Origin of the sequence: Rhodovulum marinum, assembly GCF_004343075.1 — a bacterium.
GTDB classification, from domain to species: domain Bacteria; phylum Pseudomonadota; class Alphaproteobacteria; order Rhodobacterales; family Rhodobacteraceae; genus Rhodovulum; species Rhodovulum marinum.
In genome coordinates this window covers 366,154-390,852 of the sequence record NZ_SLXP01000001.1, presented here as the reverse complement: position 1 = coordinate 390,852, position 24,699 = coordinate 366,154, and the positions used below count along the sequence as shown (strand labels likewise).

The 24,699-nt window shown below is 69.4% G+C and carries 16 protein-coding genes; 10 read left to right on the top strand and 6 right to left on the bottom strand.

Annotated elements, in window-relative coordinates:
• Nucleotides 1–35 precede the first annotated feature (35 nt).
• Nucleotides 36–1,622 carry a peptide ABC transporter substrate-binding protein gene (locus EV662_RS01940; protein WP_132460435.1) on the bottom strand — a complete coding sequence of 529 codons (1,587 nt, stop codon included), beginning with the start codon at nt 1,620–1,622 and terminating at the stop codon, nt 36–38.
• Between the two features lie 246 nt (nt 1,623–1,868).
• Between EV662_RS01940 and EV662_RS01935 the strand changes: the two genes are divergently transcribed.
• The 3 genes from EV662_RS01935 to EV662_RS01925 all read left to right on the top strand — a co-directional run bounded on the left by EV662_RS01935 (nt 1,869) and on the right by EV662_RS01925 (nt 7,699).
• Nucleotides 1,869–4,382, top strand: coding sequence for a cation:proton antiporter (locus EV662_RS01935; RefSeq protein WP_132460434.1), 2,514 nt, complete (start codon nt 1,869–1,871; stop codon nt 4,380–4,382).
• A 156-nt stretch (nt 4,383–4,538) separates the two neighbouring features.
• Nucleotides 4,539–6,443 (top strand): monovalent cation:proton antiporter-2 (CPA2) family protein, encoded by a 1,905-nt coding sequence (locus EV662_RS01930; protein ID WP_132460433.1) that lies wholly within the window; start codon nt 4,539–4,541, stop codon nt 6,441–6,443.
• A gap of 50 nt (nt 6,444–6,493) precedes the next feature.
• Nucleotides 6,494–7,699 carry a glycosyltransferase gene (locus EV662_RS01925; RefSeq protein WP_132460432.1) on the top strand — a complete coding sequence of 402 codons (1,206 nt, stop codon included), beginning with the start codon at nt 6,494–6,496 and terminating at the stop codon, nt 7,697–7,699.
• A 10-nt stretch (nt 7,700–7,709) separates the two neighbouring features.
• Here EV662_RS01925 and EV662_RS19810 read toward each other — a convergent pair whose 3' ends face one another.
• Both EV662_RS19810 and EV662_RS01915 read right to left on the bottom strand, forming a co-directional pair.
• Nucleotides 7,710–12,575: a Hint domain-containing protein gene (locus tag EV662_RS19810; protein ID WP_132460431.1), complete on the bottom strand. Its 4,866-nt coding sequence runs from the start codon at nt 12,573–12,575 to the stop codon at nt 7,710–7,712.
• A gap of 286 nt (nt 12,576–12,861) precedes the next feature.
• Nucleotides 12,862–13,824 (bottom strand): hydrogen peroxide-inducible genes activator, encoded by a 963-nt coding sequence (locus EV662_RS01915; protein ID WP_243695737.1) that lies wholly within the window; start codon nt 13,822–13,824, stop codon nt 12,862–12,864.
• Nucleotides 13,825–13,940: 116 nt separating this feature from the next.
• On the opposite strand from EV662_RS01915, the gene EV662_RS01910 reads away from it, so the two are divergent.
• Together EV662_RS01910 and EV662_RS01905 are read left to right on the top strand one after the other, a co-directional pair.
• A complete protein-coding gene (locus EV662_RS01910) occupies nt 13,941–14,180 on the top strand; it encodes a YdcH family protein (RefSeq protein WP_132460430.1) in 240 nt (79 codons plus the stop codon).
• An 83-nt stretch (nt 14,181–14,263) separates the two neighbouring features.
• Entirely contained in the window at nt 14,264–14,446 is a 183-nt protein-coding gene (locus tag EV662_RS01905) for a hypothetical protein (protein WP_132460429.1), read from the top strand.
• Here the strand turns inward: EV662_RS01905 and ggt are convergent.
• A complete protein-coding gene (gene ggt / locus EV662_RS01900; RefSeq protein ID WP_132460428.1) occupies nt 14,443–16,233 on the bottom strand; it encodes a gamma-glutamyltransferase in 1,791 nt (596 codons plus the stop codon). The genes EV662_RS01905 and ggt overlap by 4 nt on opposite strands.
• Before the next feature lie 180 nt (nt 16,234–16,413).
• Here ggt and EV662_RS01895 point away from each other — a divergent pair, with 180 nt between their 5' ends.
• The 4 genes from EV662_RS01895 (at nt 16,414) to EV662_RS01880 (ending at nt 19,367) form a co-directional block, all read left to right on the top strand.
• Complete coding sequence (locus tag EV662_RS01895) at nt 16,414–16,704, top strand: ribbon-helix-helix domain-containing protein (RefSeq protein WP_132460427.1); 291 nt, start codon at nt 16,414–16,416, stop codon at nt 16,702–16,704.
• A gap of 95 nt (nt 16,705–16,799) precedes the next feature.
• Complete coding sequence (locus tag EV662_RS01890) at nt 16,800–17,195, top strand: VOC family protein (RefSeq protein ID WP_132460426.1); 396 nt, start codon at nt 16,800–16,802, stop codon at nt 17,193–17,195.
• A 53-nt stretch (nt 17,196–17,248) separates the two neighbouring features.
• Entirely contained in the window at nt 17,249–17,773 is a 525-nt protein-coding gene (locus EV662_RS01885; protein ID WP_132460425.1) for a Twin-arginine translocation pathway signal, read from the top strand.
• 22 nt (nt 17,774–17,795) lie between these two features.
• Nucleotides 17,796–19,367, top strand: coding sequence for a GMC family oxidoreductase (locus EV662_RS01880; protein ID WP_132460424.1), 1,572 nt, complete (start codon nt 17,796–17,798; stop codon nt 19,365–19,367).
• A gap of 122 nt (nt 19,368–19,489) precedes the next feature.
• Here EV662_RS01880 and EV662_RS01875 read toward each other — a convergent pair whose 3' ends face one another.
• Entirely contained in the window at nt 19,490–19,969 is a 480-nt protein-coding gene (locus tag EV662_RS01875; protein ID WP_132460423.1) for an Lrp/AsnC family transcriptional regulator, read from the bottom strand.
• A 163-nt stretch (nt 19,970–20,132) separates the two neighbouring features.
• Between EV662_RS01875 and EV662_RS01870 the strand changes: the two genes are divergently transcribed.
• Nucleotides 20,133–23,729, top strand: coding sequence for a hydantoinase B/oxoprolinase family protein (locus EV662_RS01870; RefSeq protein WP_132460422.1), 3,597 nt, complete (start codon nt 20,133–20,135; stop codon nt 23,727–23,729).
• Here the strand turns inward: EV662_RS01870 and bhcR are convergent.
• The gene (gene bhcR / locus EV662_RS01865; RefSeq protein WP_132460421.1) at nt 23,726–24,541 is read right to left on the bottom strand and encodes an HTH-type transcriptional regulator BhcR; all 816 of its coding nucleotides are present in this window, start codon (nt 24,539–24,541) and stop codon (nt 23,726–23,728) included. The two genes, EV662_RS01870 and bhcR, sit on opposite strands and share 4 nt — an antisense overlap.
• Nucleotides 24,542–24,699 lie beyond the last annotated feature (158 nt).

Sequence of the window (24,699 nt, the reverse complement as noted above, 5' to 3'; positions counted from 1 at the left end):
CCCGGCGCAGGTCCGGGGCCGCGCGGGCCTATAGCCTATTCCGACAGGCTGAGGAAGCGGGTCGGGTGAACGTTCTGGATGTTGTCCTCCCAGCCCGACAGGTTGGGCGAGACCAGCGAGCGCGAGGTGTAGTAAAGCAGCGGGATGAAGGGCAGGTCGCGCATGAAGATCGCCTCGGCCTGGTTCAGGAGCGCCGCGCGTTCGGCCAGGTCGGTGGTCACCGCGGCCCGATCCATCAGCGCGTCGTAGTCGGGGTTGTCGTAGCGGGCGTAGTTGAACCCGTCATTGTCCGACTCGACCATGAACAGGAAGTTCTGCGGATCGGAATAATCCCCGATCCAGCCCGCCCGGGCCACGTCGAAATCGCCCCGGTCGCGCAGATGCGCGTAATGGGCCGAGGCATCGCGGACGTTGAATTCGACGTTCACCCCAAGGTTCGACCACATGTCGGCGATGGCGGTGGCCGCGTTCTTGTGGTTTTCCGACGTGTTGTACATCAGTTCCAGCGTGTGCGGGGTTTCCGGCGTCACGCCCTTCGCGGCCAGGATCTCGGCCGCCATGTCCTCGCGGTCGAGCATGGACATCGAGAAATAATCCACCTCGGGCGAGCCGTCGTAATTGCCGATCCCCGGCGGCACGAAGCTGATGGCCGGCGCCATGGTGCCCTGGAAGATTTCCTCGGCCAGGAATTCGCGGTCGATCGCCATGGACAGCGCGCGGCGCACGTCGGGGTCGGACAGGAACTCGTCCTCGTGGTTCAGCGCGTAATAATAGGTGCCGAGATAGGGCACGACATGGACCGCGTCGCCGTGTTCGGCGCGCAGGCGCTCGATATCCTCGGCGGGCAGGTCGGAACAGGAATGCACCTCGCCCGCCTCCCAGCCGCGCACGCAGGTCGCGCGATCCTCGAAGGGCAGGAAATGCACCTCGTCGATGGCGACATTGGCGGCGTCGTGGAATTCGGGGTTCTTCGCCAGAACGATGCGGTCGTTCAGGGTGTTCGATTTCAGCGTGTAGGCGCCGTTCGAGACCATGTTTTCCGGCTGGACGAAATCGGACCCGTGCGCCTGAACCGAGGCGGGATGCACCGGCAGGCCGGTCTGGTGGGTCAGCAGTTCCAGGAAATAGGGGGTGGGCGCGGCCAGCGTGATTTCCAGGGTGCGGTCGTCCAGGGCCGCGACGCCCATTTCCTCGGGCGGCAGCTCGCCCTTGTTCACGGCCTCGGCGTTCTTGATGGGATACAGGATGTTGGCGTATTTCGCGCCGGTTTCGGGGGTCATGATGCGGCGCAGGGAATAGACGAAATCGCCGGCGGTGACCGGGTCGCCGTTCGACCATTTCGCGTCGTCGCGCAGGGTGAAGGTATAGACCGTGCCATCCTCGCTGATCGTCCATTCGGTGGCGACGCCGGGGATCACGTGGCCCGCGCGGTCATAGACCACCAGCCCCTCGTAAAGATCGCGCAGGATGTTGGCCTCGGCCACGGTCGAGGTCTTGTGCTGGTCCAGCGTTTCGGGGTTGCCGTCATTGCCGCGCATGTAGGTGGTGGCGCCCGCCGTTCCCGCCAGCCCGGCCAGGATCGTGGCGCCAAGCAGGATTCGCCGTGTCGATTCGGTGAACATTCTGTCTCTGCTCCTGAAACGATGTCGGAACGCAAAGGCTGCCGCAGCGGGACGCGCGAGGCAAGGCGCAAGGGGCGGCGCCGTTGCGTCATGCGGGCACGCCTGCAGGTTGCGCGAGGCAAAGGGGATGCAATTTCCGCCATTTCGCCCGCGGAACGGGCGCCGGCGGTTTGCCGCGCATCGGGGGGCGGCGGGGGCGTGCGCGGGCGGTGGCGCCCCCCCCGCGCGATCCGGTATGTCTGGGGCATGGATATCGTCGTCTTGACCACCATCGTGGCCTTCCTGTTCCTGCTGATCGGCGCGGCCGAGCCGCTGGCCGCGCGGCTGCGCCTGCCCTACAGCGTGATCCTGGCGGCGCTGGGCATCCTGATCGGGGCGGGGGCGCTGTTCTTCCTGCGCACGGAACTGACCGACGCGCTGAACCCGGTGGCCGAGGCGATCCTGGCGTTGCCGATCCGGTCGAACGTGTTCCTTTACGTGTTCCTGCCGACGCTGCTGTTCCAGGTGACGCTGGGGGTGAACCTGCGGCGGATGCTGGACGACTGGGTGCCGATCCTGGTGCTGGCGGTGGTGGCGGTGGTCGTGGCGACGCTGTCGGTGGGCTATGCGCTGAACTGGGCCAGCGCGCTGCCGCTGGCCGTCTGCCTGCTGATCGGGGCGATCGTGTCGACCACGGACCCCTCGGCGGTGGTGGGCATCTTCCGGTCGATCTCGGCGCCGCGGCGGCTGGCGCGGATCATCGAGGGCGAAAGCCTGTTGAACGACGCGGCGGCCATCGCGCTGTTCGGGCTGTTCATGGGGTTCGTGATGCTGGGCGTGCCCGACCCGGCGCTGGGCGATGCGCTGGCGCGGTTCCCGGTGCTGATCGCGGGGGGCGCGGTCACGGGCTGGCTGGCGGCGCGGCTGGCGGTCTGGCTGATGGCGCTGTTCGGCCGCTATGAGCTGGCGCAGATCTCGGTGTCGGTCGCCTTGCCCTATCTCGCCTATATCGGCGCGGAACAGAGCGTGGGCGCCTCGGGGGTGATCGCGGTGGTGGCGGCGGGGCTGACGCTGAACCTGACGGGGCCGGGGCGGCTGCCGCCGGCGGCCTGGGCCAACCTGCGAGAGGTCTGGGATTTGCTGGCGCATTGGGCCGGCGCCCTGATCTTCATCCTGGCCGCGCTGTTGATCCCGCGGCTGCTGGAGGAGGTGCGGATCGGGGATTTCGCGCTGATCGCGGTGGTGACACTGGCGGCCATCGCCGCCCGCGTGGTGATCCTGTTCGGGCTGTTGCCGATGCTGTCGCTGATCCGCCTGTCGCCGGTGGTCGAACGGCCCTACCGGGTGGCGATCCTGTGGGGCGGGCTGCGCGGCGCGGTCACGCTGGCGCTGGCGCTGGCGGTGACCGAAAGCGTGCGGGTGCCGGTCGAGGTCAAGCGGCTGGTGGGGATCCTGGCGACCGGGTTCACGTTGTTCACGCTGATCGTGCAGGGCACGACGCTGCGCTGGGTGATCGCGCGGCTGGGGCTGGACCGGCTGTCGCCCATCGACCAGGCGCTGTCGAACCAGGTGATCGCGGTGGCGTTGCAGACCGTGCGCGAGGACGTGGCCAAGACCACCGAGAATTACGAGCTGACCCATGACATCGTCCGGTCCGAGGCGAAACGGTTCGGCGAGCGGCTGGACGGCGCGGTGAAGGCGGCCGAGGAAAACGCCGAGATCCTGGACCGCGACCGCGTGGCGCTGGGTCTGATCGCGCTGGCCGGCGCCGAACGCGACGCGATCCTGGCCCGCATCAAGGATCGCACCATGTCGGCAAGCCTGGCCGAACCCATCCTGTCCGAGGTCGACCGGCTGATCGAGGGCGCGCGCACGGGCGGGCGGCTGGGGTACCAGCGCGCGGCCAAGGCCAGCCTGGGCTATGGCCGCACGTTCCGCGCGGCGGTGTTCCTGCACAACCGGGTGCGCCTGTCGCGGCCTTTGGCACGGATGACGGCGGACCGGTTCGAGATATTGCTGTCGCAGCGGCTGATCCTGCGCGACCTGGGCGGGTTCATCGACGGGCGCATCCGGCGCATCCATGGCCGCCGGGTGGCCGAGCTGTTGCAGGAGCTGCTGGCGCGGCGCTGCGAGGCGGTCGAGACCGCGCTGGAGGGGCTGCGGCTGCAATACCCCGGCTATGCCGAGGAACTGGAGCGGCGGTTCATCCGGCGCACCGCGCTGCGTCTTGAGGAACGCGAATACGACGCGATGCGCGAGGACGGGCTGATCGGGGCAGAGTTGCACACGGTGCTGATGCAGGACATCGCGCGCCGCCGGGCGGCCTGCGAGGAACGGCCCAAGCTGGACCTCGCGGTGGAAAAGGCCGAACTGGTGCGCTGTTTCCCGGTCTTCGCCGACCTGGACGAGGCCGCGCTGAAGCGGCTGACCCGGGCATTGGTGACCCGCTATGCCGATGCGGGCGAGCGGGTGGTGCGCAAGGACAGCCTGCCGCGCAGCGTCTGTTTCATCGCCTCGGGCGCGGTCGAACTGGAAAGCGCGGGGCAGACCTGGCGGCTGGGCCGGGGCGAGATGTTCGGGCAGATGGCGATCCTGATGCAGAAGCCGCGCCGCGCCGAGATCCGCGCCATCGTGCCCTCGACGCTTCTGGTGCTGGACGAGGCGCGGTTCCGCCGGCTGCTGGACCGCAGCCCCGCGTTGCAGGCGGCGGTGCGCGCCAGCGCCGAGAAACGCGGCATCGCCCCCGAGGCGCTGGCCCCCGCCGGGCTGAACGCGGCCTGAGCCCGCGGCGTTTCGATTTGTTGGCTTGTTCCGTCTTGCTGCGGGTGCGAAGATCGCTAGGGTGGCGCGCGATGCGGCCCCGGTGCGAGTCCGGGCCGTGACGGCGTATCAAACCCGCGCCCAGGACCCCCCGACCCCGGACCGGCGAAAGGACCGATGGAAAGCTTTCTGATCCAGGCGACGCTGTATCTTGGCGCCATCGTGCTGGCGGTTCCCATCGCCTCGCGGCTGGGGCTGGGATCCGTGCTGGGCTATCTGTTGATCGGGATCGTGCTGGGCCCGGTGCTGGGCGTGGTGGGCGCAGAGATGGACAGCCTGCGCCATGTCGCCGAGATCGGCGTGGTGATGATGCTGTTCCTGATCGGGCTGGAACTGGAACCCCGCGCCCTGTGGGCGATGCGCGACAAGCTGGTGGGGCTGGGCGGTCTGCAGGTGCTGATCACGCTGGCGCTGGTGACGGCGGCGGCGATGGCGTTCGGGCAGGACTGGCGCGCGGGGCTGGCGATGGGGATGATCTTCGCGCTGTCGTCCACCGCCATCGTGCTGCAGACCCTGACCGAGAAAAAGCTGATGACGACGCCGGGCGGGCGCAGCGCGTTCTCGGTGCTGTTGATGCAGGACATCGCGGTGATCCCGATGCTGGCGCTGATGCCGTTCCTGGCGCTGGGCGGCGGCGGGCACGGGCCCGAGGAGGGCCATCACGGCGCGGCGAACCTGATCGCGGGGCTGCCGGCCTGGGGGGTGACGCTGGTCACGCTGGGCGCGGTGGCGGGCACGGTTCTGGCCGGGCACTACCTGGTGCGGCCGCTGTTTCGCTATGTGCAGGCGGCGCGGCTGCGCGAGCTGAACACCGCGATGGCGCTGGTGATCGTGGCGGGCATCGCGTCGCTGATGCTGATGGTGGGGCTGTCGCCCGCGCTGGGCACCTTCCTGGCGGGCGTGGTCCTGGCCAATTCCGAGTTCCGGCACGAGCTGGAAAGTTCGATCGAGCCGTTCAAGGGCCTGCTGCTGGGGCTGTTCTTCATCACCGTGGGCGCGGGGATGGATTTCTCGATCGTGCGCGAGGCGCCGATCCTGGTGCCGGTCTACGTGGTGGGCCTGGTGATGATCAAGGTGGCGGTCCTGTATGGCCTGGCCCGCGCCTTCAAGCTGGACCGCGACAACCGCTGGCTGTTCACGCTGGGTCTGGCGCAGGCGGGCGAATTCGGTTTCGTGCTGTCGTCCTTTGCCGCCTCGCAGCGGATCCTGCCCGAGGGCGTGGCGAACATGTCGAACCTGGTGATCGCGCTGTCGATGCTGATCACGCCGGCCTTGTTCATCCTGCACCAGTTGCTGGTGCGCTGGTCGCGGGTGCATGGCGAGACGCCCGAACATGACCGGATCGAGGAACGTCACCCGGTCATCATCGCGGGGATGGGCCGGTTCGGGCTGACGGTGAACCGGATGGTGACGATGACCGGCGCCCGGACCACGGTGATGGACCACGACCTGGCCGCGGTGCAAAAGCTGCGCCGGCTGGGGTTCAAGGCGTCCTACGGCGATCCGACGCGGCCCGAATTGCTGGCCTCGGCCGGGATCGAGACGGCCGAGGTGTTGGTGGCCTGCCTGGGCGATCCCGAGGCGAACACGAAACTGGTGGCCTATGCCCGCCGCATCCGGCCCGACCTGCATATCATCGCGCGCGCCCGCGACCGGGTGCACGTGTTCGAGCTGTACCGCGCGGGCGCCAATGACGTGGTGCGCGAGCTGTTCGACAGCGCGCTGAGGGCGGGTCGCTTCGCCATCGAGAAGACCGGGCTGACGCCGTTCGAGGCGGAAAATGCCGAGAAGACCTTTTTCGAGTTCGACCGCGCCGCGCTGCGCGACCTGGCGACGGTGTGGAAACCGGGCGTGCCGATCGACCGCAACGAGGACTACGTTGCCCTCAGCAAGCTGCTGAACGCCGAGCTGGAGAACGCGCTGGCGCAGGGGCCGCTGCACGAGGCCACGCCGCGCAGCCATACCGACCCGATTTCCCCGACCGAGATCCTGGCCGCCGGGGACAAGCCCAGGACCGACTGAGGCAGGCCCGCGGCAAGGCTTTGTTCACCATGGCGGCGTAAGCCTCTGCCATGGAGATCCTGTTCTCGCACCTGAATTTCCCGGCGCAGTTCGGGGGCTTTGGCGCCTACCTGGCGCGGCAGGGCTGGCGCGTGTGGTTCATGACCGAACGCGACGGCGTGACGCCGCCGCCGGGCTGCCGGGTGGTGCGGATGACGCCGCACCGCGCCCCGACCGAGGGGGTGCACCGTTTCGCGCGGCCGCTGGAATCGGCGATGATCAACGGGCAGGCCTTTGCCAACGCGGCGCTGGCCGCCCGGGGTGCGGGGCTGGCCCCCGATATCGTGGTGGCGCATTCGGGCTGGGGCGCGGGAACCTTTGCCAAGGCGGTCTGGCCCGAGACGCGCTATGTCAGCTATGTCGAATGGTATTACCGCCACCCGCCGGTGGACGCGATCGGCCCGGTGCGGGGCGGCAACGATCCCGACCGCCGGGCGCTGGCGCTGGCGCGCAACGCGCCCACGCTGATGGACCTGGCCGAGGCCGACATGGTGCTGTGCCCGACGCGGTTCCAGGCCGACCAGTTCCCCGGCTGGATGCGCGACCGGATCACGGTGATGCATGACGGGGTCGATACCGGGTTCTTCGCGCCCGCCCCCGGCGCGCGCATGGCCTTGCCCGGCCTGGCGCTGCCCGAGGGCGCCGAGATCGTCACCTATGCCACCCGCGGCATGGAGCCCACGCGCGGCTTTCCCGAGTTCATGCGCGCGCTGGCGATCCTGCAGGCGCGCCGGCCCAACCTGCACGCGGTGATCGGCGGCGAGGACCGGGTCGCCTATGGCCCGCGGCCCGCGGACGGGAAGGGCTGGAAGGCGCGGATGCTGGAGGAGCTGGCGCTTGACGAAACCCGCCTGCACTGGCCGGGGCCGCTGGGGCGGGGCGACTGGCGCAGCCTGCTGCGCGGCACGGATGTGCATGTCTACCTGACGGTGCCCTTCGTGCTGTCCTGGTCGCTGGTCGAGGCGATGGCGGTGGGCGCGCCCCTGGCGGTGTCGGACTGCGCGCCCGTGCGCGAGGCGGTCGAGCCGGGCGTTTCGGCCGAGATGGTCGATCACCGCGACCCCGCGGCGCTGGCCGATGCGATCGGCCGGCTGCTGGACGACCGGGCGCGGGCGGCGCGGCTGGGCCAGGGGGCGCGGCGCGCGGCGGAAAGGCTGTTCGATGCGGCCTGGATCTATCCCGCCAAGGCGCGGATGCTGGCCGATTTGCTGCGCTAGGCGCGGCGCGTCACCACGCCGCCAGCGCGCGCAGGCTGGCGGGCAATTCGCGAAACCGGGCAAAGGGGCGCGCGGTCGGGCCATAGCCGGGCAGCGGGCGGGCCGCGGCGAGGGGGGCCGGGCCCGCGGCCGGCAGCACGCGCAACAGCGCGCGGCGCGCCGCCGGGGTCAGCGCGCGCACCGCCTGCGGCCCGGGATAGAAGCTTTCCGCCGGGGCGCCATTGGCAAAGACGATCTGGTGCCGTTCGAACATCAGGTGGAAATAGCTGACCTGCCGGGCGCCCCGGGCGATGCGGGCCTGCCCGCCGCGCAGCCGGGCAAGGTGGGTGGCGCGCACCAGAACCTCGTCGCCGCCCCGGCGTGCCAGCACCAGCCCGTGCTGGGCCGAGACGGTCAGGGGCGCCGCGCCGCCGGTCAGCGCGGGCGACAGGATCACCGGGCGCAGCCGGGGGTTCCGGGCCAGCTCGGCCGGGCCGATGCGCCGGGTGGCGATCCAGACCAGCGGCCGGGGCCCGTCGTCGCGGGTGACCACCCGGTCGCCGGGGCGCAGGGTTTCGACCGGCACCTCGCCGGTTTCGGTCAGGATCAGCGTCCCCGCCGCAAAGCAGACCACGGCGGTGTTTTCCTGGGTGTAAAAGCTGTTGTCGGCGGTGGCGCCGGTAAAGGTCAGGCTGCCGCCGGCGAACTGGTCGTTGTCGGAATAGTCGACCGCGCGGCCCTTGGCATCCAGCGTGTTCGACTGGTTCAGCACCCCGTCATCGGCCTGGTCGGCGTAAAGCTGTTGCAGGTTGTCGTAAAAGGCCGACAGGTCGATGAAATCGTTGTTCGTGCCGATGCCGTCGTCGAGGGTGCCGCTGGCGCCCGCGTTGAAATCGGCGATGGTGTCGGCGCCGTCGCCCGCCACATAGACGAAGCGGTCGTCGCCCTCGCCGCCGGTCAGCGCGTCGTCGCCCAGCCCGCCGGTCAGCGTGTCGTCATCGGCCCCGCCGAACAGCACGTCCTGCCCGTCATCGCCCGACAGCGAATCCGCGTCGTCATAGCCATAGATCGTGTCGTTGCCGGCGCCGCCCTGGATCGTGTCGCGGTCGTTGTTGGTGACGGCGTCGCCGGCATCGGGCATGTCGAAGAAATAGGCATCGGTGGGAAGGTAGCCGCCGACCAGGAAATCGTCGCCACCGCCACCCTCCACGAGGTCGCTGCCCTCGCCGCCGATGACCGTGTCGTTGCCTTCGTCGCCGAACAGCGTGTCGGCGTCGAACCCGCCCTCGATCGAGTCGTTGTCGTCGCCGCCATAGACCAGGTCGGCGTCGTCGCCGGTCAGGATCGTGTCGTTGCCGATGCCGCCATAGACCGTGTCGCGGTCGCCCAAGGGGTCGGTGTCGGCGCTGTATGACCCCGGATAGGCGATGTCGGGCAGGCCGGTGCCGACCGGCATGCGGGTGTTGATATAGTCCGCGCCGTCGCCGCCATCGACAAGGTCCGAACCCTCGCCGGCATAGACCGTGTCGTCGCCCGACCCGGCATAGACCGAGTCCTGCCCGGCATCGCCGACCAGCGAATCCGCCCCGCCATTGCCGTACAGGCGGTCGTCGCCCTCGCCGCCGATGAAGGTGTCGTCGTAGCTCGACCCCAGCAGCGTGTCGTTGCCCGCCTGCCCGTCGGCCCAGAGCGCCACGGTGCTGTTGGTGCCGAAGGACAGCTGGTCGTCGCCCTGCCCGAGGATGAAATCCTCGATCTCCCAGAACTTGAGCGTGTCGGTGCCGACGGTGACATTGCCCCATTCGGTGCCGCCGACGCGGAAATCCAGGTCGGTGGTGACGGCCGAAAGGTCCAGCGTGTCGGCATCGGTGCCGCCCTCGCCGCCCCAGATGCTGTCATTGCCGAAGCCGTCCTCGACGACGATCCGGTCGGCATCGTCGCCGCCCAGGATGGTGTCCGCGCCGGTCCCGCCCGCGAGGGTATCGGCCCCCGCCCCGCCGGACAGCGAGTCGTTTCCGGCCTCGCCGTCGATCCGGTCGGCGCCGCTGCCCCCGGTGACGGTGTCATTGCCCGCACCCGCAAGCACCTCGATGCCCGAACTGTCACCGCTGGCATTGAGCGTGTCGTTCTCGCTGGTCAGTTCGAAGACCTCGATCCCCGAGAAGGTGCCGCTGTCGCCGTCGATGTCGCCGTAGCTGCCCAGTTCGTCGCCCGATACGGTGACGTTCACCGCGTCGTCGGCCAGCGCGAAGGACAGCGTGTCGGAATCCGTGCCGCCCTCGCCGCCGCTCACGGTGGCCACGCCATAGCCGACATTGAACAGGTCGGCCCCGTCGCCGCCGTCGAGCGTGGCGTTCCAGTAGCTGTCGGTCAGCACGTCGTCGCCGGCCCCGCCCGACAGCGAGTCGCCCGCGCCGGTGTTGGTCCCGGCGATCAGCGTGTCGTTGCCATCCCCGCCGATCAGCGTGTCGTCGCCCGACCCGCCGCGCAGGCTGTCGTCGCCGGCGCCGGCGTCGATCTCGAACCCGACGCTGTCGCCCGCGCCCTCCACGACATCGTCGAGGCCGGTCAGGATCAGCCGCTCGATCTCGGAGAAGGTCAGCGTGTCGCTGCCGTCCATGATCGCGCCCAGCGCGTCGCCGGCATAGGTCACGGTGACGGCGCCGGTCAGAAGCGACAGGTCGATCACGTCGAGATCGACCCCCGTCGTCACGGTTTCGCCGCCGGCGATGATGTCGGCCCCGAACCCGTCCTCGATGACGAAGGTATCGCCGTCTTCGCCGCCCAGCAGGCTGTCGTCGCCCGCGCCGCCATGGATCGTGTCGCTGCCGGTGCCGCCCTGGATCGTGTCGTTGCCCTGCCGGCCGTCCAGCAGGTCGTCGCCGGCATCGCCGTAGAGCAGGTCATAGCCCGCCCCGTCGCCGCCATAGATCGTGTCGTCGCCGTCATCGCCGTGCAGCTGGTCGGCATTGCCGGTATAGCCGCCGCCATAGATCAGGTCGTTGTCGGCGCCGCCGTAGATCGTGTCGCTGCCGATCCCGCCATCCAGCGTGTCGGCCCCGTCCTCGCCGAAGATGCGGTCGTTGTTCGCGCCGCCGTCGATGCTGTCGGCGCCGGCGCCGCCCAGCAGGCTGTCATTCCCCGCCCCGCCCAGGAAGGTATCGTCGCCCGCCCCGCCGATCAGCGTGTCATAGCCGTCCAGCCCGTCGATCGAGATCGCCGCCGAGGACAGGCTGCCGTTCACGCTGTCGGCCTGGTCGGTCAGCGACAGGTGCTCGATCTCGTAAAAGGTGGCGGTGGCGATGCCGTCGGTGAAGGTGCCGGCCTCGTCCCCGGAATAGGTGACGGTGACGGCCTGGGGCACGTAGTCGAAGAAATAGAAATCCAGCGTGTCGAGGTCGGTGCCGCCCTCGCCGCCATAGATGGTGTCCTGCCCCATCTGGGAGACGACATTGATCAGGTCGGCGCCGTCATCGCCATAGATCAGGTCGAAATCGCTGCGGCCCGCCCACAGCGTGTCGTCGCCCGCGCCGCCATAAAGGGTGTCCGCGCCATAACCGTCGGACAGGTAGTCGTTGCCGTCGCCGCCGATCAGCAGGTCATCGCCGAAGCCCGCGGTCAGGCTGTCATTGCCCGCGCCGCCATCCAGCGTGTCGTCGTTGTCGTTGGTGGTGATCGTGTCGTTGCCGTCGCCGCCCAGCACGCTGTCGGCGCCGTCGTCCGAGGAAATCCGGTCGTTGCCCGCGCCCGCGTCGATCGCGATGCCGACGGTGTCGGCATTGCCCACGACGGTGTCGGCGAAATCGGTCAGGATCAGCCGTTCGACCTGGGTAAAGGTCAGGGTGTCGGTGCCGTCGGTGACGGTGCCGGCCTCGACCCCGGTGGCGGTGACGCTGACCGGGCCGGTCAGGGCCGACAGGTCGATCGCGTCGTCGTCGCTGCCGGTGGTGGCGGTCTCGCCGCCCAGGATCGTGTCGGTGCCGAACCCGTCCTCGACCTGGATGGTATCGGCATCCGCGCCGCCGGTGATGTAGTCGTTCCCGGTGCCCCCCGAAAGCAGGTCGGCGCCGATGTCACCCTCGACATAGTCGTCGCCCGCCCCGCCGCGCACGGTGTCGTCGCCCGCGTCGCCGCCCAGGTTGTCGTTGCCGGTGCCGCCCTCGATGCTGTCATTGCCGGCGTCGCCATAGATCTCGTCCGCGCCGTCCGCGCCATGGATCGTGTCGGCCCCGAGGCCCGTCCAGGCGGTATCGTCGCCCGCGCCGAGATCGGCCCAAATCCCCAGCGAATCCGCCCCGGCGGTCAGGAAATCCGCCTGGCCGGTCAGGGTGAAACCCTCGATCTCGTAGAAGGTGGCGGTGTCGAGGCCGTCGGTGACGATGCCCTGCTCGTTGCCGTAATAGTCGACCGTGACCGGGCCGGTGACCGAGGTCAGGTCGACCAGGTCGGAATCGGTGCCGCCCTCACCGCCATATATCGTGTCGCGGTCGAAGTTGTTTTCGAGCAGGATCGTGTCGGCGCCGTCGCCGCCCAGCAGCCGGTCGTTCCCGGTGCCCCCGCGCAGGATGTCGTCGCCCGCCCGGCCCGACAGCGTGTCGTTGCCGGCCGTTCCCCACAGCGTGTCGTTGCCCGCGCCGCCGGTCAGCCCGGTGAAATAGGACAGAAGCGTGGTGCCGCCCAGGGTGGCGTCGGCGGTGCCGCCATAGCCGGCCTCGCCGACCACGAAGGTCGTGGCGCCGTCCGACAGGGTGATCGTGCCGGTGACCGGGTCGACGAACACTGAATAGGACGCGGGCAGCGCCGAGAAGTCGAGCGTATGGCCCGCCGTGCCCTGGCTGATCGAGGACCAGAAGGCCGGGTCGTTCCAGTTGGCTGTGGTGACGCTGTAGGTGGCCATCGCGGGTCTGCCCGGTCACCTGCCGTGCGGCGGACGGCGCGCGCCGATGGGCGCGGCGCGGCGGGTGGTGCCCGGCCCGTCGCGGGCCGCGGGGGCGGTGCCCCACGGAATATGGCGTGCGTCGCGGTCGGCGCGCATTCTTGGTCCCCTTGGCCAGTCGGTTCCTGGCGGCAGGATGCGCGCGCGCCCCTCACCACGGCGTTAACGGGAACTGCCGACGGGGTGCCCCGCAGACTGAAAAGCGCCCTGTTGCCTAGAATTTTCAGTATTTTCCGGAGCGCGCGGCCTAGCGTTCGGGCACCACCAGGCCGCGGAAATCATCGGCCGCGACCTCGCGCACCAGCTCGGCCATGCGCCGATAGCTGGCCTCGTCGCCGGAGCCCGTGCGCCAGGCCAGCCCGATCGAGCGGGTGAACCGGTCCTGCCGGAACTGCAGCACCGCGACATCGTCGCCGCGCCCGGTGATTTCGGACCGGACGTAAAGCGCGGGCAGGAAGGCCAGCCCCATCCCCATCGCCGCCATCTGGCGCAGGGCGTCGAGGCTGGTGCCTTCGTAATCCTGCCGCAGGTTGGCGCCCAGCTCGTGGCACAGCGCCTCGATCTGGGCGTGCAGGGCAAAGGCGCTGGACAGCGTCAGAACGGTCTGCCCGGCAAGGTCGGCATCCGTGACGCGCCCGCGCCCGGCAAAGGGATGGCTGCGCGCCACCACCAGGTTCATCGGCTCGCGGAACAGCCGTTCGACCCGCAGCCGGTCCGAGGCGACGGGCAGTTGCGTCAGGATCAGGTCGTGGCGCCCGGCCAGAAGGTCGTCGAACAGGCGACGCGGCGCGGCTTCGTGGATGAACAGGCGAAGGTCGGGAAAGCGGTCGTGCAGGCGGCGGGCGACATTGGGCAGGATATAGGGCCCCAGCGTGGCGGTCGCGCCCAGCCGGATCGTGCCCGCCATGCCGGTGCGCAGCCGCGCCGCGATGTCGCCCAGCGCCGCCACCTGGTCGAGGATGCGCGCGGCACGTTCCAGCACCTCGCGGCCCGCGGGCGTCAACACCGCGCCGCCGCGGCCGCGTTCGACCAGCCGCAGCCCAAGCGTTTCTTCCAGCCCGGCGATCTGCAGGCTGAGCGAGGGCTGGGTGATGCCCAGCCTTTCGGCCGCGCGGCGGTAATGGCCGGTCTGGGCGAGCATGGCGAAATAGCGCAACTGGCGGATCGTGGGGTCGGGCGGCATCGGGGTGTGTTCGATAGGTTTTTCCAATCGGAAAACCTAGCGCGATTGGATGGGATATCGAGTGGCGCGCCCCCACCTGATCCTCATGGCGGCGGCAGGGGCCGCGCGCCGATGCGCAACCGAGGACCAGGAGGACACAGACCATGAGCGAAAAGGCCGAAATCGACGCCCCCGGCGCGCTGGGCGCGCGGATCGAGGCGCTGCGCGCGCGTCACCGGGCGCTGGATGCGCAGGTGACCGGCGAACAGCGCCGCCCGATGCCCGATCTGGCCCGGCTGAAGGCGCTCAAACGCGACCGGCTGCGCCTGAAGGACGCGATTTTCGCCTGCGAGGGGGCGCTGCGCACGATCGACCGTGCCCGACGGCCGGCGCGCCGCGCGTGACCGGCCCGCCGGGCGGTGGCATGTCCCCCAGACGCCGCCCGGCACCCCGACCATTCACCCCACCCAACACGGAGACCAAACCGATGCCGTTTCGTTCCCCCCTGGACCTGGTGATGCCCGGCCCGATGTTTCACAGCGCCGACCTTGACGAGTTGCAAGAGGCGCTGGAGGATCATTCCGGGTTCATCGGCCGCGACTTGACGGATGCACAGGCCGCGCCCTGGCCCGACCTGCGCGACACCGCCGCGCCGCGGGGCCGGCCCTAATCGCCCAGCGCGATGCCCTCGCGGCGCGGGTCGGCGCCGCCCGACAGCCCGTCGCCCAGCGCGATGGCATGCAGCCCCGAGGTCAGGTCGCGGGCATTGACCTCATAGCCCAGCGCGGCGAGCGGCTCGGCCAGCGCCTCGGCCCCGGTGCCGGCCTCGATGTCATAGGTGCCGAAGCGGTTCACCAAGTGGGGCAGGGCGACGGCCTGTTGCACGTTCAGGCCCCAATCCAGATGGGCGACGATGGTCTTGGCGACATAGCCGATGATGCGGCTGCCGCCGGGGCTGCCGACCACCAGTGCGGGCGCGCCGTCCTTGAGCACGATGGTCGGCGCCATGGACGAGCGGGGGCGTTTGCCCGGTTCGACCCGGTTGGCGATGGGGATGCCGTCCGCGTGGCTGCGGAAGGAAAAATCGGTCAGTTCGTTGTTCAGCAGGAAACCGCGCACGAACAGCCGCGAGCCGAAGCCATTCTCGATGGTGGTGGTCATCGACAGCGCGTTGCCGTCCGCATCGACGATGGAAATATGCGAGGTGGAGGGGAACTCGATGGATCGGTCATCGGCCCAAACCCGCGCGTGGTCCCATTTCGGGGTGCCCGGGGCGACCTCGGGCAGGGCGTCGTCGCCCGCCAGAAGTTCGGCGCGGGCGGCAAGGTAGGCCGGGTCCACCAGCCCCACGGTCGGCACCGGCACGAAATCGGAATCGGCCATGTAACGGCCCCGGTCGGCGAAGGCGAGGCGCGAGGCGTCGCCGATCAACCGCCAGCTTTCGGGGTTGTCCGGGCCAAGCGCGGCAAGGTCGTACTGGCCCAGCATCCCGAGGATCTGGCCCACGGTCAGCGCGCCCGAGGACGGCGGTCCCATGCCGCAGACGTCGTGCGCGCGGTAGTCCACGCAGACGGCGGGCCGTTCCTTGACCTGGTAAAGCGAAAGGTCGAGGGCGGACAGGACGCCGGGGTTGCCCGGCGCGCCCTGCACGCTGCGCACGATGTCGGCGGCGATCTCGCCGGTATAGAAGGCGTCGGCGCCCCGGGCCGCGATCTGGCGCAGGGTGTCGGCATAGGCGGGGTTCTTCAGGGTCTGTCCCGCCGCGAGGGGCGCGCCGCCGGGCAGGAAATAGGCCGCCGTTTCGGGGAAACGCGCCAGGCGGTCGGCGTCGGCGGCCACCAGCTCGGCCAGGCGGGGCGAGACGGTGAACCCGTCCTCGGCCAGCCGGGTGGCGTCGGCGAAGAGGGTCGGCCAGGGCGTGCGGCCCCAGCGGCGGTGCGCCTGTTCCAGCAGCATGGGCGTGCCCGGCGTGCCGACGGACCGGCCGCCCACCACGGCGTCGAAGAATTTCAGCGGCTCGCCGGTCTCGTCCTGGAAGAGGCGCGGCGTGGCGGCCAGCGGCGCGGTTTCGCGCCCGTCCAGCGTTGTGACCGCGCCGGTTTCCGCGTCATACCACACCAGGAACGCGCCACCCCCCAGGCCCGAGCTTTGCGGCTCTACCAGGCCGAGGACCGCCTGCACGGCGACCATGGCATCCGCCGCGCTGCCGCCCGCGCGCAGGATGCGGGCGCCGGCCTCGACCGCCAGCGGGTTGGCGGCGGCGATCATCCAGTCATTTGCGGTGACGGGTGTTCCGGCGGCCTTGGCGTCCAGCGCCGCGCGCGCCTCGGGCGACAGCCCGGCAAAGGCCGCGGCCTCGGTCGCGGGTTCGGGGGCGACGGTGTCGGCGGCCTCTTGCGCGGGGGCGGGCAGGGCGAGGCCGAGGACGAGGGGCAGGGCAAGCGGCCAGGGGCGCATGGGGGAACCTCTTGTTGCGTGGTTTGGCACAAGCCTAGGGCGAGGCGGGCCCGCGCAGAACCCCCCTTGGCGGATTTTCGCGGGGCCAAGGCGCTTGGTCCGGGCGCGCGTCTGGGGTTAAGTTGGGGACCTGCGACAAGAACGGGGCGGCGCAACCGCCCGGCAGGGAGGACAAGGACCATGTGCCAGATTTTCGCCGGCCAGGACCCGCAGCGGTACGACTCCACCACGCGGCGGCTGCGGCTGAACGGCCATTCCACAAGTATCCGGCTGGAAAACAGCTTTTGGGCGATCCTCGACGAGATCGCCGAAAGCGAGGGCGTGACGACGCCGGCCTTTATCTCGAAGCTGCATGCGGAAGTGCTGGAACTGCATGGCGAGCCGGGGAATTTCACCTCGCTTCTGCGCTGTGCGTGCCTGGTGTTCATCGAGACCGGGCGCCGGGGCGGGGTGGCGGTGGCCGCGGAATAGGCGGTTTCGGCGCGGTAGTAAGACGCTACTACCCGCGGCGTGCCCGGGCCGGTCTATGATTTCGTTCGACACAGGCAGAACGAACGGAGGACCGCTTGGCCAAGGCAATCCACAGCATGATCCGCGTGCTCGACGAGGCGCGCTCGGTGGCGTTCTACGAAAAGGCGTTCGGGTTGACGGTCGCGGACCGGCTGGACTTTCCCGAGTTCACGCTGGTCTACATGAGCAATCCCGAAAGCGAGTTCGAGGTCGAGCTGACCGTGAACAAGGGCCGGACGGAGCCTTACGACCTGGGCGACGGCTATGGGCACCTGGCCGTGTCGGTCGAGGACCTGGACGCGGAACACGCCCGCTTCGAGGCCGAGGGGCTGGCGCCGCGCAAGCTGGTGGAATTCGCCCCCGCGGGCGAGGTCGTGGCGCGGTTCTTCTTCGTCGCGGACCCGGACGGCTACCAGATCGAGGTGTTGGAGCGCGGAGGACGGTTCAAGTAACGCATTTCCGGGCGGTTGGGAGGCCGCCCCGTCATTGAAGGGAGGAGAGATCAATGACACCCACCGCAGACGTCCGGGGGATGACCCGGCGCCAGCTTTTGTCGCGGGCCACCGCGGCGGGGGCGTCCTTTGTCGTGGGGGCGGGCTTTGTCGCCGCGCCCGACGCGGCCTGGGCCTATGAAACCACGCATATCAAGCCCGAGGCGTTCGCCACGCTGGTGCAGATGGCGCGCGATATCTATCCGCACGACCGAATCCCGGACGAGAATTACGTGATCGCGGTCAAGGGCTATGACACGCCCGAGATGGCCCCCGCGATCGAGGCCGGCATCGCCGCGCTGGACGCCGCGGCGCAGGGCAAGGGGTTTGCCAGCTACCTCGGCACCGGGTGGGAGCGGGACCGCGTGGATATTCTGCGCGGGATGGAGGAAAGCGGTTTCTTCCAGATGATCCGCGGCGGGCTGGTGACCGGCCTTTACAACCAGAAAGCGGTCTGGCCGATCTTCGGCTACGAGGGCGAGAGCTATAGCCAGGGCGGCTATCTGGAACGCGGCTTCGACGATATCAGCTGGCTGTAAGGCCATAGGGAGGAGAGGAACTATGGCTGCACCATTTGAACTGACCGACGACAGCGTGGTCGTCATCATCGGCACCGGCGCGGGCGGGGGCGTTCTGGCCAACGAACTGGCGCAAAAGGGCGTGAGCGTCGTCAGCCTGGAGGCGGGCGGGCGGTATCTGCCCGAGGATTACGTCAACGACGAGTGGGAGAGCTTCGGCCAGCTGGCCTGGACCGACCCGCGCACGACCAGCGGCGACTGGCGCGTGGCCCGCGATTTTTCCGGTCTGCCCGCCTGGATCGTCAAGGCGGTGGGGGGCACCACCACGCACTGGGCGGGCGCGTCCCTGCGGTTCCAGGAGCATGAATGGAAGGCCGCGACGACCTATGGCCCGGTGCAGGGCGCGAACCTCTTGGACTGGCCGATCGACGCCGCCGAGATGGACCCCTGGTACGAGAAGGCCGAGGCCAAGCTGGGCGTGACCCGCACCGGCGGGCGCGAGGGGCTGCCGGGCAACAACAATTACAAGGTGTTCGAGGCCGGGGCCCGCGCGCTGGGCTACACCGAGGTGCATACCGGGCGGATGGCGATCAACTCGGCCGAGTATGACGGGCGCACCTTTTGTCACCAGACGGGGTTCTGTTTCCAGGGCTGCAAATGGGGGGCGAAGTGGTCCTCGGCCTATACCGACATCCCGCGGGGCGAGGCGACCGGGAACCTGGAGGTTCGCGAACGCTGTCATGCCGCGCGCATCCTGCACGACGACAGCGGCAAGGTGACGGGCGTCGAGTATTTCGACGCGGACGGGAACCTGCAGATGCAGGCGGCGCGGGTGGTCTGCGTGGCGGGCAACTCGTTCGAAAGCCCGCGTCTGCTTCTGAACTCGGCCTCGGCGATGTTCCCCGACGGGCTGGCGAATTCCTCGGGGCAGGTCGGGCGCAACTACATGCGGCACATGACGGGGTCGGTCTATGCCACCTTCGACAAACCGGTCAGGATGTGGCGCGGCACGACCATGGCCGGGATCATCAGCGACGAGGCGCGGCACGATCCAAGCCGCGGGTTCGTCGGCGGTTACGAGCTGGAGACGCTGGCCCTCGGCATCCCGTTCATGGCGGCCTTCCTCGACCCGGGCGCCTGGGGGCGCGAGTTCACCAGTGCGCTCGATGCCTATGAGAACATGGCGGGCATGTGGATCGTCGGAGAGGACATGCCGCAGGAAACCAACCGGGTGACGCTGAACCACGACGTCAAGGACCAGCACGGGCTGCCGGTCGCAAACGTCCATTTCAGCGACCACCCCAACGACATCGCCATGCGCAACCACGCCTATAAACAGGGCACGGCGGTCTACGAGGCGGTGGGCGCGACCCGCACCTTCCCGACGCCGCCCTATCCCAGCACGCATAACCTGGGCACCAACCGGATGAGCGAGAACCCGCGCGACGGGGTGGTGAACCGGTGGGGGCGGGCGCATGACGTGCCGAACCTGTTCGTCTCGGACGGGTCGCAATTCACCACGGGAGCGGCGGAAAACCCGACGCTGACCATCGTGGCGCTGGCGATCCGGCAGGCCGATCACATCGCGCGCGAGATGTCGGCGCAGAACCTCTAGGCCGCCGGCGGCAGGGGATCGGGCGCGGCGCCCCCGCCGGGGCGCCGCGCTTGCACCCGCGTCCATGGCCGGGCGCGGTTTCGCGCGGGGCCGGGGACGGGCGATTTCCCGGTGCCGCTGTCCTAGTCCACGGGCAGGACGGTGGTGGCCTTGATCTCCTCCATCGACAACAGGGCCGTGACGTTGAAGATGCGCACGTCCGAAATCAGCGCCTGGTAGAACGTGTCATAGGCCGCGGCATCGGCCACGCGGACCTTGAGGATATAGTCGATCTCGCCCGCGAGGCGGTGCGCCTCCAGCACTTCGGGGCGGCGGCGCAGCGCATCGAGGAACCGGCGCTGCCACTCGGCCTCGTGCTCGGACGTGCGGATCAGCACGAAGAAACACGTCCCCCGGTTCAGCGCGGCGGGGTCCACGATCACCGTCTGCTGGCGGATCACGCCCGCCTCGCGCATCTTGCGGATGCGGTTCCAGACGGGTGTCTTGGACGAGCCGACCTTTTTCGCGATCTCGTCCAGCGATTGGCCCGCATCGGCCTGCAATTCGCCCAGGATGCGCCGGTCGAGCGCGTCGAGTGCCGGTTTGTCGTCGCTGCGTGCCATGATTGGCTCCCTGTCATTCGGTCTGTGATGGGAATAATGTTCTGAAAGATTGGGTTCAAGGGTGGCGGTCGCGGGAAAATGTCCGCAAGCCATGGGGGCGCGGTCTTGACCTTGGCCGCGCGCAATGGACATGGTGCGCCGACCTGCAAGACGGAGGGGGCGGATGGCCGAGGGGGCTTGGGAATTCTGGATCGACCGCGGCGGCACCTTTACCGATATCGTCGCGCGGGCGCCTGACGGCACGCTGTCGACCCACAAGCTTTTGTCTGAGAACCCCGAACGTTATCGCGACGCCGCCGTGCAGGGCATCCGCGAGGTGCTGGGGCTGGGCGCGGGCGATCCGCTGCCCGCGGGTGCGATCCGGGCGGTCAAGATGGGCACCACGGTCGCCACCAACGCCCTGCTGGAGCGCAAGGGCGAGCGGGTTCTGCTGCTGATCACGCAAGGGTTCAAGGATCTGCTCAGGATCGGCTACCAGACCCGGCCGCGGCTGTTCGACCTGGAAATCAAGCGGCCCGAACTGCTGTACGAGGACGTGGCCGAGGTGGCCGAGCGGCTGGACGCCGAGGGTGCCGTGCTGGTGCCGCTGGACGAGGAGGCGGCGCGCGCGGCGTTGCAGGCGGCGTATGACCGCGGGCTTCGCGCGGTCGCCATCGCGCTGATGCATGCCTATCTGAACGGCACGCACGAGGAGCGGCTGGCCGAGATCGCGGCGGAGGTGGGGTTTACCCAGGTGTCGGTCAGTCACCGCGCCTCGCGCCTGATCAAGCTGGTGGGGCGGGGCGATACCACGGTGGTCGATGCCTATCTGTCGCCGATCCTGCGCCGCTATGTCGACCAGGTTGCGGGCGCGCTGGACGTGGGCGCGGGGGGCTGCGAGCGGTTGCTGTTCATGCAGTCGAATGGCGGGCTGACCGATGCCGCCCTGTTCCAGGGCAAGGACGCGATCCTGTCGGGGCCGGCGGGGGGCATCGTTGGCATGGTCAAGACCGCCGAGGCGGCGGGGTTCGACCGGCTGATCGGCTTCGACATGGGCGGCACGTCCACCGATGTCAGCCATTACGCGGGCGCCTATGAGCGCAGCTTCGAGACCGAGGTGGCGGGCGTGCGGATGCGCGCGCCGATGATGGATATCCACACGGTGGCGGCGGGCGGCGGGTCGATCTGCAAGTTCGCGTCGGGCCGGTTCCAGGTGGGGCCGGAAAGCGCGGGGGCCGATCCGGGGCCCGCGTGCTATCGCCGCGGCGGGCCGCTGACCGTGACGGACTGCAACGTGATGCTGGGCAAGCTGAACCCCGACCATTTCCCGGCGGTGTTCGGGCCGAACGGGGATCAGCCGCTGGACGTTGAAGCGGTGCGCGCGGGGTTCGCCGCGCTGGCCGCGGAGATCGCCGCCGAGACCGGCGAGGCGCCGCGCAGCCCCGAAGAGGTGGCCGAGGGCTTTCTCAAGATCGCCGTCGACAACATGGCCAACGCGATCAAGAAGATCAGCGTGCAGCGGGGCCATGACGTGACCGGCTATACCCTGCAGTGTTTCGGCGGCGCGGGCGGGCAGCATGCCTGCCTGGTGGCGGACGCGCTGGGGATGACGCGGGTGTTCTTGCACCCGTTCGCGGGCGTGTTGTCGGCCTATGGCATGGGGCTGGCCGAGATCCGGGCGATGGAGGAATGCCAGCTGGACGCGCCGTTGGCAGATATCGCGCAGGCCGAGGCGGCGCTGGACGGGTTGCGCCAAAAGGCGGTGGCCGAGGTGGCGGGGCAGGGCGTGCCCGCGGGGGCGATCCGCTGCGTGGCGCGGGCGCATCTGCGTTATGAGGGCTCGCACCAGACGCTTGAGGTGCCGTTCGGCACGCCCGAGCAGATGCAGGCGGCGTTCGAGGAGACGCACCTTGCGCGGTTCGGCTTCACCTCGCCGGAACGGGCGCTGTTCTTCGACATGCTGGATGTCGAGGCGATCGGCGAGACCGGCGAGGCGCCCGCCGCGATGGCGCCCGAGGCCCGCGCGCAGGTGAAGGCCCGCGTGCCGGTCTACCTGGAGGGCGAAACGGTCGAGGTGCCGCTGTATGACCGGGCGACCTTGGGGGCGGGCGCGCGGATCGACGGCCCCGCGATCATCACCGAACCCACGGGCACCAACATGGTCGAACCGGGCTGGGCGGCCGAGGTCGACGCGCGCGGGAACCTGATCCTCACCCGCATCGCCGCCAAGGCCCGGCCCCGCGCGCTGGGTACCGAGGCGGACCCGGTCCTGCTGGAAGTCATGTCGAACCTGTTCATGTCGGTGGCCGACCAGATGGGCGCGACGCTGGCCAACACCTCGTGGTCGGTCAACATCAAGGAACGGCTGGATTTTTCCTGCGCGATCTTCGATGCCAACGGGGATCTCGTGGCCAACGCGCCCCATGTGCCGGTGCATCTCGGGTCCATGTCGGACTCGATCAAGACCGTGATGCGCGAGAATGCGGGCGCGATCCGGCCGGGCGATGCGTTCATGCTGAATTCGCCCTACAATGGCGGCACGCACCTGCCCGACGTGACGGTGGTGACGCCGGTCTTCGTGGGCGACGATATCCTGTTCTGGCTGGGCTCGCGCGGGCACCATGCCGATATCGGCGGGCGCACGCCGGGGTCTTCGCCGCCCGACTCGACCCATATCGAGGAAGAGGGCGTGCTGATCGACAACGTGCGCCTGGTCGACCGCGGGCGGCTTTTGGAGGAGGAGGCCGAGGCGGTGCTGCGCTCGGGCCGCTATCCCTGCCGCAACGTCGCCCACAACATGGCCGACCTCAAGGCACAGGTGGCCGCGAACGAAACCGGGCGGCGCGAGCTGTTGAAGGTGGTCGAGCAATACGGCCGCGACGTGGTGGTGGCCTATACGGGCCACGTGCAGGACAACGCCGAGGAAAGCGTGCGCCGGGTGATCGGGCGGCTGTCCGATGGCCGCTTCACCTACCCGATGGACCATGGTGCGGTCATCGAGGTGGCGGTGCGGGTGGACCGCGACGCGCGCGAGGCGGTGATCGACTTCACCGGCACGAGCGCCCAGCATGCGGGCAATTACAACGCGCCCTTCGCGGTGTGCCGGGCGGTGGTGCTGTATGTCTTCCGCACCATGGTGGGCGCCGATATCCCGCTGAACGAGGGCTGCCTGAAGCCCCTGAAGATCATCGCGCCCGAAGGCTGCATGCTGAACCCGGCCTACCCGGCGGCCGTGATCGCGGGCAATACCGAGGTCAGCCAGGCGGCGTGCAACGCGTTGTACGGCGCGCTGGGGGTGATCGCGGGCAGCCAGGCGACGATGAACAATTTCGTCTGGGGCAACGACCGCTTCCAGAACTATGAAACGATCGCGGGCGGCACCGGGGCGGGGCCGGGGTTTCACGGCTGCGACGCGGTGCAAAGCCACATGACCAATACGCGGATGACCGACCCGGAAGTGCTGGAAAAACGCTTCCCCGTGCGGCTGGAGGAATTCTCGATCCGGGCGGGGTCCGGCGGCGCGGGGCGCTGGCATGGCGGCAACGGGGTGATCCGGCGGCTGCGGTTCCTGGACGACGTGACGGTGACGACGCTGTGTTCGCATCGGGAAATCCCGCCCTTCGGCGTCGATGGCGGGGCGCCGGGCGCGGTGGGCGAGAACTGGGCGGAATGGCCCGACGGCCGCCGGCAACGGCTGAAGGGCAATGACGAGATCGCGCTGCCCGCGGGCGCGCTGTTCGAGCTGCGCACGCCGGGCGGCGGGGGCTGGGGCGCGCGCTAGCCCGGCGTGCTGCCCCCGATGGCCGCGGTCACGCTGTCGGCGGCGCGGCGCACCTCTTGCCCCATGCGCGTCGCCTCGGACAGGGTCATGCGGAAGGCCGGCCCCGACACCGACAGCCCCGCGACCGGTTCGCCATGGGCGTTGAACACCGGCGCGGCGACACAGCGCATGCCCTCGGCGCGTTCCTGGTCGTCGATGGCGAAGCCGCGTTCGCGGGTGCGGGCCAGGTCGCGGGCAAGGCTGGCCTCGGACGTGATCGACAGCGAGGTGAAGCCCGGCAGCCCCCTTTCCGCGACGATCCGCGCCACGCGCGCCTCGGGGTAATAGGCCAGCAGCGCCTTGCCGATGCCCGAGACATGCATCGGGCTGCGGGTGCCGGGGGGAAAGAAGGCGCGGATCGCCTCGTGTGTTTCGACCTGGGTCAGGAACAGCACCTCGTCGCGGTTCTCGATGCCCAGGTTGGCGGTCTCGCCGGTGGCGCGCATCAGCGCCTGCATCGCGCCGCGCGAGCGTTCGGCGACATTCGCGCGGCGCAGGAACCCCGAGCCGATGCGGAACGCCCCCGCGCCGACGTGCCAGCGCTGGGCGCCCTCTTCGAATTCGACGATCTCGTGGCCCTGCAGCGTGACCAGCACGCGGTAGACGGTGGCCGCACTTTGCCCCGACCGGTCGGCCAGTTCGGTCAGCGTCAGCCCGTTGGTCTTGGCCAGCGCCCTGAGCAGCGCCATCGCCCGGTCGAGCGACTGTATCGTGTTCTGTTCGGTCTTGTCGTGAAAGGCGCGGGGGCGGCCACGGGGGCGGGGCTGGGTCATGCGAGTCGGCTCCGGCAGGGTATTTCCGGGAAAATGAAATGTTTTTTCATTTAATGAAAGCCGAAAAACGGCGCGATTTCAGGGTGGTTGCATGTTTTTTCATCCAGCGCAGGATTTTTTCAAAAAAATTGCGCCGCACCCTGCCGCCGCGGTATCCC

Excerpts from the sequence above, each read along its gene's own strand:
- ggt (WP_132460428.1), bottom strand. The coding sequence starts at position 16,233 with ATGCGCCCCTGGCCGCTTGCCCTGCCCCTCGTCCTCGGCCTCGCCCTG.
- EV662_RS19810 (WP_132460431.1), bottom strand. The coding sequence starts at position 12,575 with ATGGCCACCTACAGCGTCACCACAGCCAACTGGAACGACCCGGCCTTC.
- EV662_RS01925 (WP_132460432.1), top strand. The coding sequence starts at position 6,494 with ATGGAGATCCTGTTCTCGCACCTGAATTTCCCGGCGCAGTTCGGGGGC.
- EV662_RS01905 (WP_132460429.1), top strand. The coding sequence starts at position 14,264 with ATGCCGTTTCGTTCCCCCCTGGACCTGGTGATGCCCGGCCCGATGTTT.
- EV662_RS01930 (WP_132460433.1), top strand. The coding sequence starts at position 4,539 with ATGGAAAGCTTTCTGATCCAGGCGACGCTGTATCTTGGCGCCATCGTG.
- EV662_RS01870 (WP_132460422.1), top strand. The coding sequence starts at position 20,133 with ATGGCCGAGGGGGCTTGGGAATTCTGGATCGACCGCGGCGGCACCTTT.
- EV662_RS01940 (WP_132460435.1), bottom strand. The coding sequence starts at position 1,622 with ATGTTCACCGAATCGACACGGCGAATCCTGCTTGGCGCCACGATCCTG.
- bhcR (WP_132460421.1), bottom strand. The coding sequence starts at position 24,541 with ATGACCCAGCCCCGCCCCCGTGGCCGCCCCCGCGCCTTTCACGACAAG.
- EV662_RS01885 (WP_132460425.1), top strand. The coding sequence starts at position 17,249 with ATGACACCCACCGCAGACGTCCGGGGGATGACCCGGCGCCAGCTTTTG.
- EV662_RS01895 (WP_132460427.1), top strand. The coding sequence starts at position 16,414 with ATGTGCCAGATTTTCGCCGGCCAGGACCCGCAGCGGTACGACTCCACC.
- EV662_RS01910 (WP_132460430.1), top strand. The coding sequence starts at position 13,941 with ATGAGCGAAAAGGCCGAAATCGACGCCCCCGGCGCGCTGGGCGCGCGG.
- EV662_RS01935 (WP_132460434.1), top strand. The coding sequence starts at position 1,869 with ATGGATATCGTCGTCTTGACCACCATCGTGGCCTTCCTGTTCCTGCTG.
- EV662_RS01875 (WP_132460423.1), bottom strand. The coding sequence starts at position 19,969 with ATGGCACGCAGCGACGACAAACCGGCACTCGACGCGCTCGACCGGCGC.
- EV662_RS01880 (WP_132460424.1), top strand. The coding sequence starts at position 17,796 with ATGGCTGCACCATTTGAACTGACCGACGACAGCGTGGTCGTCATCATC.